Source organism: Mycobacterium kiyosense (genome assembly GCA_021654635.1).
Taxonomy (GTDB): Bacteria; Actinomycetota; Actinomycetes; order Mycobacteriales; family Mycobacteriaceae; genus Mycobacterium; species Mycobacterium kiyosense.
This window is the reverse complement of the sequence record AP025179.1, coordinates 2,864,556-2,881,085: the sequence shown is the minus strand read 5'-3', so window position 1 is coordinate 2,881,085 and position 16,530 is coordinate 2,864,556. Positions and strand designations below refer to the sequence as shown.

The window sequence follows — 16,530 nt, the reverse complement described above, 5'->3', positions numbered from 1 at the left end:
CCGTCACGGAGTTCCCGAGCACATGAAGGGAAACCCGCACGGTGGCTTGTTCGTCGCCTCGGCCGGTGGGGGATCGGGCCCGTCCCACACCGAGGGGCCGACGTTGCCGTGCCCCCACAAGACGCTCCACCAGGTATGGCAGCGACTCGTATCCCAATCGGTGCCCGGGGGAGGCGAGCCGCGCCCGGTGGCTGTGTGAATGGCACCGTCCAGCGGATCTCCCGGGCACCACGTCCACGGCCCGCCACCGAGCGGTGCGGCCTGAGCAGGGCCTGTGCTCAGACCGACGCCGGCCGCCGCGATGCCACCTGAGACCAGCGCGCGGACGATAAGCGTCCTCATTCGATAGCGATGCCGCATGGCCTTGCGCCTTTCTTGGATTCGTGCGACCTGCGTTTCACTGGCTCCGGATGGATGCGCGGTGTGCGACTCAAGTCGGTACCCAGCAGTGTGCGGCGGTCGCCGGCGTCGTTCCATCAGGCGTTTTCCCTATTTTTCGGCGCCGCGCCGGCGGGCCCGGTTGGGCAATTGCTCTCGTCGACGGGTCGGTCTTCGTGGCGGTCGGCGGCGAGATGCCGGGCGATGGCTGGCGGGTGGCTGCCAGAAGGCGCAGCATGGCGCATATGCGCAACGTGGCAGGCCTGCCGAGCGGAGCGGCGATGCTGATCGTCAAACGTGGACCCAACGTGGGGTCGCGATTCCTGCTCGACCGACCTGCCACGTCCGTCGGCAGCCATCCCGCCAGCGACGTCATGCTCGACGATGTGACCGTCGACAGCCATCACGCCGAATTCCGTAGCGATGGCGGTCAATTTCGACTGATCGACGCCGACAGTCGCGGCGGTACGTATCTCAATCGTGAACTGGTGCACTCTGCCGAGCTCCATAACGGTGACGAGATCACGATCGGCCAGTTCCGACTCATGTTCCTGCGGGCTAGATGACCGCAGGTTTTTTTGGGGGCGCTCCGGGTCACGGAGGCCACTTGCGTCGGATGAAAGTGGTTGGGGTGTAAGGGAACCAGCGCACTTGAGCGGCAACGCTCCACGTTTGTTTCGATTTGTTCGTCCCTCCGAGCGGGGGAGGTCTTTTCTTCCGTTGGCAGCTCGGCGGGGGCTCGCACGGCTCGCCGGTCAGTGCGGAGCACGACGGTGTGCTGCGACCGTTAAGGATCGTTACCGCAATCGTGATCCCGGACTCTTATCTTTGAACTACGAGAAGGCAGAAGCTTTCGACATTCCACAGGAACGCCTTTCGGTGTCCGCAAGCTAGGGGGGCTGATATGACGACCGCAATCGCCGCGCACGACCCAGTCGAGACAGACGCCCCCTATGGGCACGACGACGTCCTCTTGGCGGTAGCAACGGTGAACGCATTCGGCTGCCGGGGGGAGACCGGCCCTGTCGAATCGAAGCCGCGCTGGCGACTGACGGAAGAAGAGATCGTGCGCGCGGCGATCTCGGTGATTTTGGTGGCGCTGGTGGCGGTGATCGGGCGTCGCCGCGGGCGCGATATTGACCGTCGGGTAGCAGCGGATAAGAATTCCGCACGAGGAGTCCCTGCGCGGCACGCAGCTGCTAGACCTGCGTACCGCCGCCGGCGACCTGGACCTCACATTCCTAGGCGCGCGCCTCGATCGGCGAGTGCCTTAGCGATCAAACTAGCTGCCGCACAACATATTTCAGAATTCAAAAGAAGCGCTATGAGCGCCCGTCGGAGGGGCCCTTCCGCAGGCACGGTGTATATTATGGTGTATGAAGCGCACCAATATCTATCTCGACGAGGCCCAGACAATCAGCCTCGACAAGTTGGCCGAGCAACAAGGCATTTCCCGCGCCGAGCTCATTCGCCAGCTGTTGGATCGCGCTCTCAACAACGCAGACGACAACCTTGCTGCCGACCTCAAAGCGATTGACGATTCGTTCGGCGTTCTGCGCGATATCGAGGCACCCGATCGTCGACCCGGCAGCCGCGAGCAGCATCTCGAGCGGATGTGGCGCCACACCTCATGATGCTGGTCGACTCAGACATCCTCATCGCCCACCTCCGTGGCAGGGCCGCGGCGCGTGATTGGCTCCGTGATGCTCGGGGGGAGGGGCCGTTAGCGATCAGCGTGGTGTCGATTAGCGAACTGGTCGGCGGGATGCGCAGCGCGGAGCGGCGCGAGGTATGGCAGCTGCTCGCGTCGTTTCGTGCCGAACCGACCACCGAGATCATCGCGCGGCGGGCCGGTGACTTCATGCGCCGGTATCAACGGAGTCATAGCGGTATCGGTTTGGGTGACTATCTGGTTGCTGCGGCCGCCGACGTCAAGGGTTATGAGCCGGCGACGCTGAACGTGAAGCATTTCCCGATGTTCAAGAACCTGCGGCCGCCATTCAGACTCTGAATGGGCCGCCAAATACAGTGAGACGAAGCGCGAGATTCCGCGACCGCCAGGTTGCTTCAGCCAAGACCGGCAACCAGATTGAGGCAGGGCACGCGACACGACACGTTCACGGGACTGGCGGCGCTTGAGGTCAACCGTCCCGACCGCGCAACACGGCGCGGCAACGGCAAGTCTGATTCCGTCGACGCCTACGTGGCAGCCCAAGCGGCGGCCTCTGATCGGGCTGACGTGCCGAAATCCCGAGACGGCATCGTGGCGTCCGTCCGCTGCCTGCGAGTAGCTCGGAGATCGGCTATCAAGGCAAAGACTCAGTGCACCAACGAGATTCGCGGACGGCTGATCCCGTGGGTTGGCGTAGTCGCCTGATGACGCGCGAGTATATACTCAAATCGCGATTCGTATATATGCATGGGGTGTCGAGATGACGAAGCGCTTGATTGACCTCGATGACGACCTGTTGGCCGCCGCGCAGAACGAACTTAAGACGTCGGGCGTATCGGATACCGTCCGCATCGCGCTGCAACTGGCGGCTGCGGCGTCTGCTCGCGCGCGCCAGGTCGCATGGTTAAAGGCCGGCGGCATGGGGGAGATGGCGGACCCTGGTAAACGAGGTGATGTGTGGCGGTAGTGGCGCGGTATCTCATCGACACCAGTGCCGCAGCACGGATGACACACCCCGAGGTTGCCGACCGGCTCGCTCCGCTTATCGAGGCCGGATTGGTTGCAACCACCGCTCAACTCGATGCTGAGGCACTCTCTAGCGCCCGGACCGCCGCGGACTACGCGCAGTTGTGGTCAGATCGCCGCCTCGCATACGAATTCCTGCCGACCGATGATGAACACTGGCGGGCGGCGTTGGATGCGCAGCGGTCGCTGGCCAGCACCGGTCGGCATCGTGCCGTCGGCATGGCGGACCTCCTGATCGCCACCCTTGCCCACGCCCATGACGTGACACTGCTCCACTACGACGCTGATTTCGAGATCGCTGCCGAGGTCTTGCCCCTCCAGCATCGGTGGGTGTTGGAACGGGGCAGTATCAGTTAGATCGGGGCAGGCGGAAGTGAAACCCATTGGCGCGCAGTACAATCTGCGGTGGTTTACCGTTAACCCTGCATATTCGATTTCCGCGTATTCGGTTGTGCCAGGCTTTGGCGGGCTAGGCGGCGTCTCGCGTTACCTGCACCTGCCACGCCAGCACCAAATGGGCCTGCCAGCCGCTACCTCGTGGCCGGCGAGCTCGAGAGCCTTCGCCCGTGCCTGCTCTTCAGCATGTTGTCGCCGCGCGACTTCGGCCTTGTCCTCGGGCGGGTGCCGTCGCAGCTCGTGCAGCCTCCGCGTCCTCGTGAGCCGTTCCAGGGACGTCACTTTCCCGCGCGAATGATTCGGCCGGCAGGTAGGGAAGGGAGAACATAATGGGCATCGGAGCTGCGGCGTTCTGGGTAATGGCTCTCTTCGTGGTGCACGAATTCGAAGAGATCATCCGAATCCGCCCCTGGATCGATCGCCACCGCGACGATCCTCGATTCGCCCAGGACATTTGGATTCGGCGGCAAGCGTCCTATCCGTCGACTGAAGCGATCGCGGTCATGATCGGCGAGGAGATCATCCTGTTCTGCTTGGTCCTCGCCGCCGCAGTGTGGGCGGGGGCGCTTGCGGTCATCATCGCGCTCGCCACCCTGAACTCAATCCACCTTGTCGGCCACTTGGTATTCGCCGCACGGGTGAAGGCGTGGAATCCGGGCAGTATCACTGCGGCAATCACCCTCTTGCTGAACATGGTCGTGATCGTCTTCGCGTACATCAGCGGGCTCAACGTCGGCCTGTGGGGCACGGCAACGATCGTCCTCGGTGCCGGATTCGCTGCGAACCTGTGGCAGCTCCATCGGCACGCGGCAGCCATTCAACGATTGCTCTTCACCAGGTGAGTCCAATCCGTGCTCAACGCGGTGTTCGTCGAACAGAACGCGGCGCGTCAAAGTGTCACGACCCGCGAAACGGGTCCGCGGCCAACGGGGATCATGACGGCCTCATGTGCCTGGTCTACAATTCGTCTACACTGGTTCCATGGCTGCAGAAACCACAACAGTCCGAGTCCGCCGACCCGATTCTGAGCGACTGCAATCTCTGGCCAAAGCTCGTCAAACCACCGTCGTCGACGTCGTCCACGCAGCCATCGACGCTTTGGAGAGGCAGGAGTTCCTGCGAGGGCTCAATGGGGACTACCAGCGCCTGCGCAGCGACCCTGAACTGTGGGAGCAATACCTCGCAGAGCGCCACGAGTGGGACGCATTGGCTTGATCTGGCGGGGGGAGGTCTATCACGTCGACCTCGGTCAACCGGTCGGGCGCGAGCCAGCCTTTCGCCGCCCGGCGGTGGTGGTATCGGTCGACATCCTCAACAACGGACCGGGCGGTCTGGTGGTCGTAGTCCCGATCACCACCGCTGGTTACGGCCTGCGAAGTCACATCGAACTCGAGCCGGCGAGCAGCGGGCTGGACCACACTTCATACGCACGCTGCGACCAGTTGCGAGTGGTCTCCATCGAACGACTGTCATCTCGCCAGGGAATGCTTAGTCCAGAGCAGATGCAAGCCATTGACCAAGCACTGCGCTTCGTCTTGGATCTCTAGCGCAGTGTCGACGGTGGTCGGATCCAGCGGTCGTCTTACAAAACGTCGTACACTGCTGCAATGGCTGTTGCAGTCAACGATCTGAAGAGACCGTAGACCTCGCCCAAATCCCAATCACCGTGCCATCCGACAAAGGGCCCTCTCAGTACGGCCGGTATCGAAAACCGATGTAACACAGGGTAATACGGCATACTTTACTGGTAACCCGCCATATACGATTCCGCCGTATTCCTCCGGTATTAGTCGCGGGCGCCTGAGGGCGCAGCGGGGTAGAGGCCCCGTCCGCACATAATCGTTGCGACACGTGTTCCGGTGCATCGTGTGGAGCGGGGCGTGGTTCGGTGGTTTGCTGAGGTGCCTACCCGGTCAATCTGGACGCGGCGATGGCGAACGAGGGGGGGGGGGGTGCGCGTCCAGCCAGAGCGCGACTAGGTAGACATCCGCGACGCGTGAGCGGTACACGGATTTCCTTTGCGAAGAAGTGGCCGCCGGCGACCTAGGCTTACGTAGCGTGGCTGATCCCGTTAGCGGACTATCAATCGCCGCACTCGTCGTCTCGATATGCAGCGCGACCGTGGCGCTCCTCGGTTTCCTGGCCAATCTCGCCCTGTACAAGCTCTCGGGAGCGCGGCTCAAGGTGCAGCTGGTGTTCTGCTACGCCGACGAAGGTGGGCGGCAAACGTGGAGCACGACCGGTCGTGGACGGCCCGCCTTCACAGACATTGCAAGATCCGGCATGAACGACATGTCGCCCTTCGGCATTGAGTACGGCCGAATAAGGGTCACCAACGTGGGCCGCACAGCGGTGTCGGTCGAGAACATCTCTTACGAGGTCCGGCGCCGCTATCGCTGGACCCCACGGCGACGGCGTTCAACCATCCAGACGTGGCAGTTCCTCCAAAAGGAAACCGATCCGAAGGATCTGACGCCCGACCTGGCGAACCCCATCCGGCTGGAGCCGGGCGGACACATTACTGCAGAGCTCTACCTGTGGCCCGCTCTCGCCGCCCACGAACACGGCACCCGCGCCGGCGCAATCACTGTACGAGGATCAGCCCACGCGGTAGGCCGCAAATGGGCCACCCGGTCGAAGCGACGTTCGGCTTGGAAGATCCCCGCAGGCGCCTCCACTTACTTCACCGATGTCGACGTCACGCCCGAACTCAGAGTGTTCCGTGAACTCTGGCTGCATCGACATCGCGCGCGAATTAGTGCCTCATGGGCTCTGATGATGTACCGCGAGATCAATAAGCGTCTCGCAGAAGGGGCAACTGGCGAAACGATGCACGACTACCTCGATGAGGGAACGAAGGGCCTCGATGACGACAGCAAATTCATGGGTAACGTGTTGGTGGCTTTCGGCGTGTATCGGGAATACCACAACGAGACGCCGCGGCCTGCACTCGGCCGCCTACAGCGTGCGCTGTATGGACAGACAGGCATACCACCCTGGCGGAAATCATCACCGCCGCAGTGATGCTGGCTCGACAGCGCCCGCGCTCGAAACCAAAAGCCGAAGAACCCTTTTGGCTGTCGCAGACCTTGCCCGGGGTGCCGTGCCGGGGGCGGAGCCCTATCGCGGCTGGTGTTCTCATCCATGTCAACGTACCCTGGGAATCTGCAAAGGTGCGGTAGTTAGCATTCTGCGAAACCAATTGCAGGGCAATCTAATTTGACTCTGCTAGTAACCCGGCCATATTCGATTGCGCCGTATTCCTGGCAGGGAGTGGGCCACTGATGGCCCATGGGCCCTATAGGTAGAGGAGGGTGTCTGCAACAGACTCCGGGAGTCGTTCGATGGCTCCGGATTGTTCACACAGGGTGCGGAGGTTCCACCAGGTTTGGGCGCGGACTTCTTCGGGTGTCTTGTTCCAGAACTGGCTCAGGCGCTGTTCGATTCGTTGTATGTCGGCGGGTTTACGAGCGCGGACCTTGCGAGCAGGAAAGTCCGTCTCGCACAGGACCCTTTCAGGGGGCAGCAGCCGGATCTGGTCTTCGGACATCGCAGCGTTAACCGAGAAGTAGGCGTCGGCTTCGAGGGCGCGTGCGACGTCGGTGGCATCACCGTTAAACCAATGCAGGATCGCGCCGCGCATGTCGGCGTCGTGGAGGTGCTCGACAACCTCGGTTGCGACACCGCTGCTATGGATGGAGAGCAGCACCGGTTCGTCACGGACGATACTCAGCAGCTCCTTAAATATCGAGCGCTGCCGCGCCATGTCACCGCCACGACGGTCCAGACCGATCTCACCGACCAATGCGAAAGAGCCAAGGAGATCAGTGAACTGCTCCGAATCCCATGCCTCGCGTGCTATCGCTACGCCGGGGTGGACACCGATCCCCCAGACAAGTGCAGTCTCTCGTCGGTTCCGGACTTGGCGAGCTTCGTGCAGGCTTCGAGTCATCGCGAAGACCACGGACTGCCCGAGCGCCGCGATCTGTGCTGGCGTGACGTCCGGTGCGATGTGGGCGTGCGCGTCCAATGCGGGGAGGATGGAGCCGGTCACGTCAGGGCCACTTTCCCGAGTTCGGCAAGCCCGCGGCGGGCGAGTTCGCTGATCTGGTCGAGGTCGGCGTCTGGGGGCCAGGTGCCTGCGTCAATCGCGTCGTCGTCGATACCGCGGGTTGTCGCGTAGGAGATTGCGGCCCGGTCGCTATAGCGCCGTTCCAGGAGTTCAAGGCGCGCGTCTCCTGTGAGTTCGTTGGACAGGTAGATGGTCGGGTCGTCGACGCCGGCCGCGATGAATGCGCCACGACGGGTGATACACGCGTAGCAAAGGCCACAGTTGAGGGTGGAGTTGCCACCCTTGATCCGAGCGCCGTCCAGCTTGCTGCATGAGACCGTGAGTCCTGCGACGCGATCCCAGCCGCTCGGTGGGTGGCTATCAGCGACGAGGCGCATCTCTTCACCTTTGGTATATGAGGCGAAGGGGTTAGTCACCGTTACTGCAAGGTCGATCGCCTGAAGGAGCGCGTTGACTCGGTAGAAGGTTTCGGGGTGGGTGGAGCGCGTGGAGAGCGCACCGGCCCGGTTGGGATGCAGTGGCAGGTTCAGGCTGGTGAATCCGTTCTCTGGCACGAAGAGGGTGGAGACGCCACGGCTGGTTGCGACGGCGATCCCGAGTGCGACGAAGAGCAAGGATCTGCTTCGGCTGGAGCTCTCTTTCTTGTCCGCGACTTGTGCGAACTCGATCTGGGTGTATGAGGGCGCGGGGGTCTCTATGTCAACCTGACTCAGGACCACTGTGACGGCTTGATTCGGGACCACCTCGGCGAGGAGGTGGTGGCTCAGGCGTCTTCGTAGGCTGTGATCGCGAGCTGCTACCGCGGGTATGGCTGAGCCGGTATGAGGTGGTGCCGGTTTCGATGATGGTGCCGTGGAAGGTGAGTCGGTCGACGATCGCGGCGCAGAGTCGGGGGTCGGTGAAGGTTTTGGTCCAGCCGGAGAAACTCGTGGAGATGCGATGGCTACTGACGCCTTTTCCTCGCGTTCAGTGAGTACTTGGAACAGCAACCCGCGCCCCGGCGGTCGAGTTCCATGTAGCCGAGTTCGTCGATACATAAAGATCGACGCGGCCGTAGCGGGCGATCGTGCGGGCGAGTTGCTTTTCATCGGCGGCCTCGACGAGTTCGTTGACCAGTTTGGTCGCCAGTGTGTAGCGGACGCGGAAGCCTTGCTCGGCGGCGGCGGTGCCCACACCAATGAGCAGGTGGGACTTGCCGGTGCCCGAGTCGCCGATCAGGCAGAGCGGGTCGCCTCGGCGTATCCAATCGCCTTGGGCGACGGTATGTACGGTGGCGGCGTTGATGTTTGGGTTGGCGTCGAAATCGAAGTCGCCCAACCATTTCTGACGTGGAAACCCGGCCGCTGCGACTCGCCGCAAGGTGGATCGGCGGTCCCGGTCATCGCATTCGGCCAGGAGCAGTTCGGCGAGGAAGCCGTGGTAGGTGAGCTGTTCACGCTCGGCGACTTTCACTGCTTCGTCGATCACCGCACGCACGGTCGGCAACCGCAGGCGTCGGCATGCGGAATCGACGGCGGCTTGGGCCGCTTGTGGGGTCATCCCGCGTTGGCGGCGCAGGGTGTTGGTGACTTTCGTGGCCGTGCTCATGATCCAGTCGTTCCTTCCATTCCGTCACCGGGTGGCGGTGTTGGGGGTCTGCGTTGGAGCAGCTCGTCGTAGGCCGCGACGTCAGGCAGCGGCCGGGTGTCGGGTGGCAGGCCGGCGATCACGGTCGCTGGATCAGCCAGGCGGCGCTGGGTCAGACTGACGACCCGGTAATCGACGGTATTGGCATGGTTACCGGCGTGACGGTCTGATTCGAGACCACCACCGGCGGCATGCAGGCGTGCTTCGACCGCGACCACATCCGCTGAAACGGCACCGACCGACAGGGCGGCGTGGATCCCGGCGATCACATCGGTAGCGCGCATGCTGCGGTGCAGCAGCAGCACGTCGATTAGCGAGCGAGTCCCGCCAGCATCGCCGTCGACGCGGCGGGCCTGCTGCCAGAACGCCTCGTGCGCTGCGGTGAAAGTGCCGGCGGCGCGGGCCTGAGCAAGCGCGGTGGAGCCGGGCAACGCGCCGGGTTTGCAGTGCAACACCTCCAGATAGTGGTCGAGGTTGATCGATTGCCCGTTGCGGGTCGTGACGCGTTCATGGCGTGCGGCGATAGTGCGGCCGTCGAAGACGACCAACTCCGAGGCCCGCAGCGACACCCTGACTTTGCGTCCGATCAACCGGGCGGGAACCGAGTACTTCGCCGACCGCGCCGTGATCAGCGCCGACCGGTCCACCCGTGGATGCAGCACCAGCCCGGGTCGAACCGCTCGGCAGGCAGAGCGGCGAGATGTTCTCGTTCGGTCTGGAAGTCCTGGCCCACGGTGTGCAGCCGGCCGGTGACCCGCCGATGATCCTCACGTGCTTCGCAGCGGCGGATGTAGTCGTTGAGCTCTGACAGCGAGTCCACTTCCGGCATGGGCGTGAGCCAGGTGCGGCGGAAACGTCCGATCTCGCCCTCGACTCCGCCTTTCTCGTGGGCGCCTTTCACTCCCGGCTGGCAGTAGAACGGGTCGAACCCGTAGAACGATCTGAACAGCACCCACCGGTCGTTCTCGACCCTGCCCCGACCGCGGCCGAACACCACCGAGGTGACCGCAGACTTCAAGTTGTCGTAGCGGATATGGCGCACCGGTGCCGCCGATCACGTCGAATGCTTCGATGTGGCCTTCGAGGAACGCCTCCTGCGACTGAGTCGCATACACCCGATGGACTGCCTTGCCGGACATCGACATTCGGAAAACGAACATGTAGCAGCGGGTTCTGACACCAGCGAGGATGACGTGAACCTCGCCGAAATCAACCTCAGCTTCAGCGCCGGGCGGGTGTTCCTGCGGCACGAACGCTTCCTGCGCCTGCTTACCGGACTCGGCGATGATCTCCGCACGACGGACCCGGACATAGTCACGCACCGACGAATACGACACATCCTCAACGCCGTGTTCATCGGCCAGACGATTGCAAATCCTTGTCGCAGTGTGGCGTTGCTTGCGGGCGCATCCAGATCGGTCCGCAGCATCGCATCAATCGCAGGTTTGAGCGGGCCCAGTTTCGGCGACTCCCGCACCGGTGTCTTCCGCCTCGGCGGCTCCGGATTCGCCAACGCGTGCCGGACCGTATCCCGGCCAACCTTGTACTTACGAGCAAGCGCCCGAATACCCAAACCCTCGACCCGGGCGTCCCTACGTATCTGGGCGAACAGCTCCACACGACTTCCCATCCGGAACCCTCCGACAGCGAGCCAATAATCGACACGCCAACCGTCGAGGGTGGTCCTGAATCAAACCGTCACAACACACCGGTCTGAAAGAAGGTGGTCCTGAATCAGGCCGTCACACCGGTCCTGAATCAAACTGTCATAGCCACGGGGGAGAAGGCCTCCTGGAGCCATTTGCGGACGGTGTTCTGGGCACGACGGACGGCGGTGGCGGTGTCGTAGTGGCCGACGAATAGCGGCGGCTCGCCTCAGAGTGGAGAGTAGGTGCAGTGCGCCAAGATAGGAGTCAAGTCCTCCGCTGAGCAGTGCGATAGCCTCCAGTCCTTCAGAGGTTTGGGCGGCCGAATCCTCGGGGGTGATGGGGTCCTGGGTTAGCTCGAGCTCCCAGGTGTCACCGGTGAGCCAGAACAGCAGCTGGGCGAGTTGGGTGATCGCTTCGCCTTTCCCATGGCGTGGGATCCGTGACCTCGACAGTGAGGTGAAGTCGTCGGGTGAATGCGCTCGGCCTGCCGGAGAGCCGGTCGACGAGGTATGCACCACCAGCGATGCGAACCAGATCGATGGCCTGCGTCGGGACTGGGCCCAGTGAGGGCAGCGACCACCCGACGGCACTCTTGACGGTGTCGGTTTCGCCGGCCGCGGTGGGCCACCGCAGACGGTGATGATCCGCCGGGCTTTCGTTCGTGGAGTCTTCGCCAGATAGGTGGAAATGCGATAGCGGCATGTCGTCTACCTCGCCCTCAGGACGCGAACTGCTCGTTGGGCAAGATCTGCAGCCGCCTGATGTAGGGCGTTCGCTGAGAGTGCGGGGCTGGCGTCGATGTCGAGGCCACGAACCTTCGCGTCGATCCAGCCTCGCAGCATGCGCTCGCGCACGACCGCCTCGTTACCGTCGAGCGTTCCGTTGGTGATCTGGTCTTGGAGTTCGACGAGCCCGAGTTGGAAGATATAGGCGCTGACGAAGCCCTTGATTGCTTCGGTCGCGGTTGGAGGTTCGCCCTCGGTTGCGACGATCTTCTTGACCTGTTCCGTAGCTGCTTGGCGAATGGCTCGGTCGTCGGGGTGCCCGTCGTCTCCGATCATGAGAGTGACCAGCCTGCTGATCCGAGCGCGTGGGCTGAAGGAGTCGAACTCGGCGAGACTGAGGCCGTAGTCGGACAGCCTCTGGGCATCGCGGTCCCGCAGGGCGTACGCCGCTCCGATCGTCGCGCCGCCGCGTGCGGCTCCTCCGATTATCTGGCGAGTGGACCTGCTCCCAGACCGGCCAGCCCCTGCGGAGCCTTGGCCGGCTCCCGCTCCGCCTGCTCCTTCTGCGCCGGCTCCGCGGCGGCCGGGGATACGGGGGCGGGGAATGGTCGGGACGGCTTTTCCTCTGGTGGCCGGGTCGTCGCGCCAGAGGGCGTCGATGAGTGCTTGACCGACGCGGTCGAGGTCGGACGCCGATTGCGTCGGCTCATAGAGATAATCGGGAGATTGGGCTGGGTCTGGATCGCCGGTGCTGGTCTCGGTGCTCCCTGAGCCGAGGTCTGACCACGCTTCCCGGAAGTCGTTCCATTCGGCGGAGTTGCTACCGCCGTAAGCGCCGCTAGTTCCCATCGAGCTGTTCCAGTTCCTCGCATGCCGCCGCCTGAGTGGAAGGGTGCAGCGAGGTGTCCTGAGCCGCGCGTCGCACCAGCCCAATGAGCGCGGGTCGTCCGCTGGTCGCGAGTTCGACGACGGCTCCTGGGGTCAGACGTACTCCCCAGCAGTGGGCCTCGACTCCGGCTGCTGCTGCTTGCTCCAGTGCGGGAGTCTTCCCCACCCAGAGCACGGCGCCGCGGATCACCGCTTCGCCGTCCTCCATACGCTTGGTCGTCGCGAACAGAACATCCAGGGCTGCCAGCTGTTCGTCTTCGCCGCGCTCGCTCAGGGAGTCGGCGGCCACGTTCCGTGCAGCTTCACTCGCACCCAGCAAGTCGTTGATGTGCGCGAGCACCTCATCGGAGACTTGAGCACCCATGCTGACGTTGATCAAGCTCGCGGCGAGTGTGAGATAGGGATCAAGGTTCTCGCTGCTGAGAGAAGGGGGGGCGGCGGCCCACTCCTTTGTCGATTCGTCGATCCCCTCTGGAAGGGTCGCGTCCTCGCCCTCCTCACCTGATGGGTTCGACCATGCCTCCCATCGGGCCACCATCGTCTTGCGCTCTTGGACATTCGCGGCCGCCAAGGTGTTAAAGGACGTGCGGTGGAGTTCTTCCAGCAGCAGCATCTTGATCATGACGGCTGGCGGGATCGTAACGCCGCGAGCGCGAGCGATGGACTCCCGGACACCGAACGCGTTGAGGAAGCGCTTGATCTGGCGGGGATTCGAGCGGCGGTCCGCACTTCAGCCTTCGGCGAGCTGGGTCGCCAGCGCGAGATCGTCCTCGGCCGGTTTGACGGCCAGTGCTTCGAAGTCGTGCAGCAGCGGGGTCTGATGGGCGTTCCGTCGCGCACGAACGTGCGCAGCTAGGACACGCAGGTCCGTCTCCTTCATCGAGCGGCCGGCGATCAAGAGGCCGATGTATGCCTCTGCGTCGGTGGCGGACAGGCGCGGCAGCGCGATCGGAAGCTGAACGATCTTCTCCAGATAGCGCTTGGCAAAGATGTCGCCGCGTCGAGCACCATCCAGGCTGACTGAAATGGCGTCTCGAACCATGTCCTGATCCGCTGCCAAGACGAACACCATCTTCTCAGTTGAGAGGAAGAGCTTGATGGCCTCCAGCGTTGCCGTCACTGCATCTGGTAGGCAGCGATCGAGGTCGTCGACTAGGATGACCACGCGCTCGACGTTCGGGATCAGCGCGAGCAGTTCCTTATAGGCGTCGTTGAAGCCCGCCATCGAGTCCGGCCCCCCAATCGGGTCCTTGGGCTGGAAGATCTCAGCGATCTGCTTCGGATCGACCTGGAATGTCAGTGCTCCCTTGGCGATAGCGACCGCAGCGCGGCTCCAGCTGATGCGTCCGAGCAGCTCCTTCGCCTTCTCAGCGACCTTGGCCTTGATACTTGGATCGGGGATCTGACTCTCGATGCCATGCAGAATCTCAGAGATCAGCGTGCCCTTGACGTCCACCTGGTCGTCGTAGGCCCACGGGTTGGTGGAGACGACGAAGCAGGTGTCGTCGTCCTTGAATTCGGCCTCGATGAGCTTCAGGATCGTGGACTTCCCGCCGCCCCACGGGCTCTGCACCGACAGCGTAAGCGGATGGATGTTGCGTTCGCGGACCGCGGCAACGATTGGCTCGACCACGGCGTCAAACCCGAGGAGGTCCAAGGTGCTGGGGTTGTCGTCCCAGAGCCGGATCTGTGGGGGTGTCGCCGCCATTGCCTGCCTCGCTATCACTTCGTCATCGTTGTGGTCATGGTGCAACCGGTCGCACAGACCGAGCCCGGCCCGGATAAGTATCCTTCGATGTCAGCGTCTTTGAGGTGTTCAGCCCATGAGGTGTAGGTGGGCTCTGATCGCCAGTCGCACGCGCTGCAGACGATGGACTCGTAAAATCCTTCGCCAGAGTCATCGGGTTCGATGTCCTCAGCAAGTTTGTAGGACTCGCATCGAGGACATCGCTCGGGTTCGTCGGATTCGGTTCGGCGAATCAATTTACCGAATGTGCTGAGCAGATGCGCCGTAGCGCCGAGGACGATGTCTGCGTCGAATTCGGTTGCATTGCTGAAATGTTGGAGCCAGACCGTCAGATCCCAAGTCTTTTCCGAGAGGGCTTTTACATAAGACCGCATGCGCCCGTCGGCGAGACGGTCTGCATAGATATTGCCCAAGCTTTTGAAGTCCGCGGCTTTAGGTGGCCTCGGCGACCCGCCTAACCATTCCGCGTCAACCTGTCCTTTCGCCATAGCGATGAGCGCGTCTCGGCACTTGATTCCGACGGCTTGGTAGTCCTCGGCTTCGGTCGCTTCGTTCATCGCCAGAACTGCCTGACGGTAGCGACGCCACGACGTGGAGACGTGGACTTCGTCCTCGCTGTCGATTTCCGACCGACTCCGTTCGGCGATCATTGCACCGAGGCCGATGTGAAATATCAATGCTTGTTCGGCCTGCGGGAAGTCCGTCTGTAGGTAGAGATTAGTGGGGTTGCTGATCACCCACCAGCGCGTGGATGTGCAATGCACATCGTAGGTTTCGTGGGTACGGCCCAGGACGCGTCGCGATCCAATCTTTTGGACCAACCCAGCCTGATCATCGTCGGGCGATTGGCTGTTGACGTAGTCCCGGATGTATCGCTCCTCATGCTCAGGGAGATTCACCAATCCGCTTCCTTCTTCGAATTCGCCACGTTCCGTGCAGTCGCGTAGTTGGCCCAGGTCGTTCCCGCGAGCGCAGCGTGGCGTTGAGTGACTTGGTCGCTGTATCCGAACATTTCGGCGACCAGGGGAGCGGGGATCTCGGAGACAGTTCCTTGGAGAGCGGTGTTGCGTGATCCGAGCATGTTGACGCCTAGCGCCCGCAGGCGTTGCATGATGGCCTGCGGGTCAATATGCCGTCCGGGTCGGCTGCTGGGGAACAGCCAGGGCGTGCCGATCGCGCCACCGGCTGTCCGGAGGTTCGGTCGGTTGTAGCGGTGATAGTTGAGCTGAGAGGCGAAGGGTTCGGGAACCGATATCGGCTCCTTCCCGAGCGCAATTCGGGTCTCTCCGTCGGCGTAGGAGATGGCCGTCGACTGTAGGGCGGCGATCTTGGTTAGTGGCTGGGCGTAGAGCAGCAGCAGGATGCCGGCAATACGGTAGGGCAGGGTTTCGGAGTCGCCAGTGAGCAGTTCTTTGAGCCAGGCGAGGCGTTGGTCATGGGTGATCGTCGGGGCGGTTTTCGCCTCTCTGAATCCGATCAGCACGGCGACGTTGAGCTTGCTCTTTTTGGCCCAGATGAAGAATGTTCGGATCAGGTGACGGGTGGTCGGGCCTGAGGTGAGGTACTCATCGACGTCTTGTTGCGTGCAGTCGGCGATGGTGCGCTGGTGAGTGTGTTCAAGCCAGGTGAGGAATCTGATGGTTTCGGTGATCTCTTGTTTCGCCGATCGCTTTGGGCCGTCGGATGATTGGCCGGGTTTGGATTCACTGCGAAGGCGGCGTAGGTGGTGCCAGCTCGCGAACTGCTCGACCGGGGTGCGAACTGTGGGGGAGTCGATGGCATCGAGTTTTGCGGCCAGCCACAGTTCGAACCGTGCGAGGTGCTCGTCGCGTGGCGGGAGCAGCCCGTGGTGTTCCAGGATTGACCGCAGGTGGCTGACGTGTTTACCGCGACCCGCCGCCGTGAGGCCGTCGTGGGTGAGTGGTATTGCGCCGGAGGTGATTCCGCCAAGCAGCTGCAGTACCTCGATGTTGCGTTTCCAGGTCAGGATACGTTCCGGCCGGTCGACGCCGCAGAGCACTTCGATCAAAGTCTGCATGGCAGTGAGGTCGGCGGGATGGTGGAGAAGAATCTTGCAGAGGTCGTCGCGTAGGGCGCAGCGGGCGCATTGGCCGCGGCGGTACATCTCGCCTTCGCATTGGCAGATTGTGCAGGTGAAGTTGCCGGGGATACCGGCGCAGGTCATGCATACGGGGCGTGGGTCGGCGCGGTTTCGGCGGCCGGGCAGGACGCCGTCGTGTCCGCAGGTCGGGCAGAGCCCGTGGGTGCGCATGGCCGTGTAGAAGCAGCTGTTGCACAGCTGATCGCCCGGCCAGTAGACCCGCAGTCTGTTGGCCATGCGGTGGCAGCGG

At 62.9% G+C, this 16,530-nt stretch carries 18 protein-coding genes and 2 pseudogenes; 10 read left to right on the top strand and 10 right to left on the bottom strand.

From position 1 onward, the window contains the following. Nucleotides 1–3 precede the first annotated feature (3 nt). The gene (locus L6444_RS13630) at nucleotides 4–342 is read right to left on the bottom strand and encodes a hypothetical protein (protein ID WP_236983339.1); all 339 of its coding nucleotides are present in this window, start codon (nucleotides 340–342) and stop codon (nucleotides 4–6) included. Between the two features lie 68 nt (nucleotides 343–410). On the opposite strand from L6444_RS13630, the gene L6444_RS13625 reads away from it, so the two are divergent. The 10 genes from L6444_RS13625 to L6444_RS13585 all read left to right on the top strand — a co-directional run bounded on the left by L6444_RS13625 (nucleotide 411) and on the right by L6444_RS13585 (nucleotide 6,496). Continuing rightward, on the top strand, nucleotides 411–944 hold the full coding sequence (locus L6444_RS13625; protein WP_459551928.1) for an FHA domain-containing protein: 534 nt from the start codon (nucleotides 411–413) through the stop codon (nucleotides 942–944). Nucleotides 945–1,754: 810 nt separating this feature from the next. Then, complete coding sequence (locus L6444_RS13620; protein WP_236983337.1) at nucleotides 1,755–2,012, top strand: ribbon-helix-helix domain-containing protein; 258 nt, start codon at nucleotides 1,755–1,757, stop codon at nucleotides 2,010–2,012. Continuing rightward, a complete protein-coding gene (locus L6444_RS13615) occupies nucleotides 2,009–2,389 on the top strand; it encodes a type II toxin-antitoxin system VapC family toxin (RefSeq protein ID WP_236983335.1) in 381 nt (126 codons plus the stop codon). The genes L6444_RS13620 and L6444_RS13615 overlap by 4 nt, the downstream gene beginning before the upstream one ends. 51 nt (nucleotides 2,390–2,440) lie before the next feature. Beyond that, nucleotides 2,441–2,755, top strand: a complete 315-nt coding sequence (locus tag L6444_RS30625) for an IS110 family transposase (RefSeq protein WP_373877335.1) — start codon at nucleotides 2,441–2,443, stop codon at nucleotides 2,753–2,755. 55 nt (nucleotides 2,756–2,810) lie between these two features. After that, the gene (locus tag L6444_RS13610; RefSeq protein WP_236983333.1) at nucleotides 2,811–3,017 is read left to right on the top strand and encodes a DUF2191 domain-containing protein; all 207 of its coding nucleotides are present in this window, start codon (nucleotides 2,811–2,813) and stop codon (nucleotides 3,015–3,017) included. Beyond that, on the top strand, nucleotides 3,008–3,433 hold the full coding sequence (locus L6444_RS13605) for a PIN domain-containing protein (RefSeq protein WP_236983330.1): 426 nt from the start codon (nucleotides 3,008–3,010) through the stop codon (nucleotides 3,431–3,433). The genes L6444_RS13610 and L6444_RS13605 overlap by 10 nt, the downstream gene beginning before the upstream one ends. A gap of 368 nt (nucleotides 3,434–3,801) precedes the next feature. Further along, complete coding sequence (locus L6444_RS13600; protein ID WP_236983328.1) at nucleotides 3,802–4,314, top strand: HXXEE domain-containing protein; 513 nt, start codon at nucleotides 3,802–3,804, stop codon at nucleotides 4,312–4,314. Between the two features lie 139 nt (nucleotides 4,315–4,453). Beyond that, nucleotides 4,454–4,687 carry a hypothetical protein gene (locus L6444_RS13595; protein WP_236983326.1) on the top strand — a complete coding sequence of 78 codons (234 nt, stop codon included), beginning with the start codon at nucleotides 4,454–4,456 and terminating at the stop codon, nucleotides 4,685–4,687. Beyond that, entirely contained in the window at nucleotides 4,669–5,019 is a 351-nt protein-coding gene (locus tag L6444_RS13590; RefSeq protein ID WP_236983324.1) for a type II toxin-antitoxin system PemK/MazF family toxin, read from the top strand. The genes L6444_RS13595 and L6444_RS13590 overlap by 19 nt, the downstream gene beginning before the upstream one ends. A gap of 511 nt (nucleotides 5,020–5,530) precedes the next feature. After that, nucleotides 5,531–6,496 (top strand): hypothetical protein, encoded by a 966-nt coding sequence (locus L6444_RS13585; RefSeq protein WP_236983322.1) that lies wholly within the window; start codon nucleotides 5,531–5,533, stop codon nucleotides 6,494–6,496. 274 nt (nucleotides 6,497–6,770) lie between these two features. Here L6444_RS13585 and L6444_RS13580 read toward each other — a convergent pair whose 3' ends face one another. The 9 genes and pseudogenes from L6444_RS13580 to L6444_RS13540 all read right to left on the bottom strand — a co-directional run bounded on the left by L6444_RS13580 (nucleotide 6,771) and on the right by L6444_RS13540 (nucleotide 16,517). Continuing rightward, on the bottom strand, nucleotides 6,771–7,526 hold the full coding sequence (locus L6444_RS13580; protein ID WP_236983320.1) for a TatD family hydrolase: 756 nt from the start codon (nucleotides 7,524–7,526) through the stop codon (nucleotides 6,771–6,773). Further along, on the bottom strand, nucleotides 7,523–8,158 hold the full coding sequence (locus L6444_RS13575) for a hypothetical protein (RefSeq protein ID WP_236983318.1): 636 nt from the start codon (nucleotides 8,156–8,158) through the stop codon (nucleotides 7,523–7,525). Before L6444_RS13575 ends, L6444_RS13580 begins: the two co-directional genes overlap by 4 nt. Before the next feature lie 85 nt (nucleotides 8,159–8,243). After that, nucleotides 8,244–9,083, bottom strand: a pseudogene (locus L6444_RS13570) (ATP-binding protein). A gap of 44 nt (nucleotides 9,084–9,127) precedes the next feature. After that, a pseudogene (gene istA, locus L6444_RS13565) lies at nucleotides 9,128–10,800 on the bottom strand (IS21 family transposase). Between the two features lie 726 nt (nucleotides 10,801–11,526). Beyond that, a complete protein-coding gene (locus L6444_RS13560) occupies nucleotides 11,527–11,880 on the bottom strand; it encodes a hypothetical protein (RefSeq protein ID WP_036446029.1) in 354 nt (117 codons plus the stop codon). A gap of 502 nt (nucleotides 11,881–12,382) precedes the next feature. After that, nucleotides 12,383–13,054 carry a hypothetical protein gene (locus tag L6444_RS13555; protein ID WP_236983316.1) on the bottom strand — a complete coding sequence of 224 codons (672 nt, stop codon included), beginning with the start codon at nucleotides 13,052–13,054 and terminating at the stop codon, nucleotides 12,383–12,385. A 108-nt stretch (nucleotides 13,055–13,162) separates the two neighbouring features. After that, nucleotides 13,163–14,140 carry a KAP family P-loop NTPase fold protein gene (locus tag L6444_RS13550; RefSeq protein ID WP_236983315.1) on the bottom strand — a complete coding sequence of 326 codons (978 nt, stop codon included), beginning with the start codon at nucleotides 14,138–14,140 and terminating at the stop codon, nucleotides 13,163–13,165. A 14-nt stretch (nucleotides 14,141–14,154) separates the two neighbouring features. After that, a complete protein-coding gene (locus tag L6444_RS13545; protein ID WP_236983313.1) occupies nucleotides 14,155–15,078 on the bottom strand; it encodes a hypothetical protein in 924 nt (307 codons plus the stop codon). Next, a complete protein-coding gene (locus tag L6444_RS13540; protein WP_236983311.1) occupies nucleotides 15,075–16,517 on the bottom strand; it encodes a hypothetical protein in 1,443 nt (480 codons plus the stop codon). The genes L6444_RS13545 and L6444_RS13540 overlap by 4 nt, the downstream gene beginning before the upstream one ends. Nucleotides 16,518–16,530: the final 13 nt, after the last annotated feature.

What these genes read in the sequence shown, in the direction of transcription:
- L6444_RS13600 (WP_236983328.1), top strand. Translation starts at nt 3,802, where the DNA reads ATGGGCATCGGAGCTGCGGCGTTCTGGGTAATGGCTCTCTTCGTGGTG.
- L6444_RS13620 (WP_236983337.1), top strand. Translation starts at nt 1,755, where the DNA reads ATGAAGCGCACCAATATCTATCTCGACGAGGCCCAGACAATCAGCCTC.
- L6444_RS13555 (WP_236983316.1), bottom strand. Translation starts at nt 13,054, where the DNA reads ATGATCAAGATGCTGCTGCTGGAAGAACTCCACCGCACGTCCTTTAAC.
- L6444_RS13560 (WP_036446029.1), bottom strand. Translation starts at nt 11,880, where the DNA reads ATGATCGGAGACGACGGGCACCCCGACGACCGAGCCATTCGCCAAGCA.
- L6444_RS13550 (WP_236983315.1), bottom strand. Translation starts at nt 14,140, where the DNA reads ATGGCGGCGACACCCCCACAGATCCGGCTCTGGGACGACAACCCCAGC.
- L6444_RS13540 (WP_236983311.1), bottom strand. Translation starts at nt 16,517, where the DNA reads ATGGCCAACAGACTGCGGGTCTACTGGCCGGGCGATCAGCTGTGCAAC.
- L6444_RS13595 (WP_236983326.1), top strand. Translation starts at nt 4,454, where the DNA reads ATGGCTGCAGAAACCACAACAGTCCGAGTCCGCCGACCCGATTCTGAG.
- L6444_RS13610 (WP_236983333.1), top strand. Translation starts at nt 2,811, where the DNA reads ATGACGAAGCGCTTGATTGACCTCGATGACGACCTGTTGGCCGCCGCG.
- L6444_RS13615 (WP_236983335.1), top strand. Translation starts at nt 2,009, where the DNA reads ATGATGCTGGTCGACTCAGACATCCTCATCGCCCACCTCCGTGGCAGG.
- L6444_RS13630 (WP_236983339.1), bottom strand. Translation starts at nt 342, where the DNA reads ATGAGGACGCTTATCGTCCGCGCGCTGGTCTCAGGTGGCATCGCGGCG.
- L6444_RS13625 (WP_459551928.1), top strand. Translation starts at nt 411, where the DNA reads ATGGATGCGCGGTGTGCGACTCAAGTCGGTACCCAGCAGTGTGCGGCG.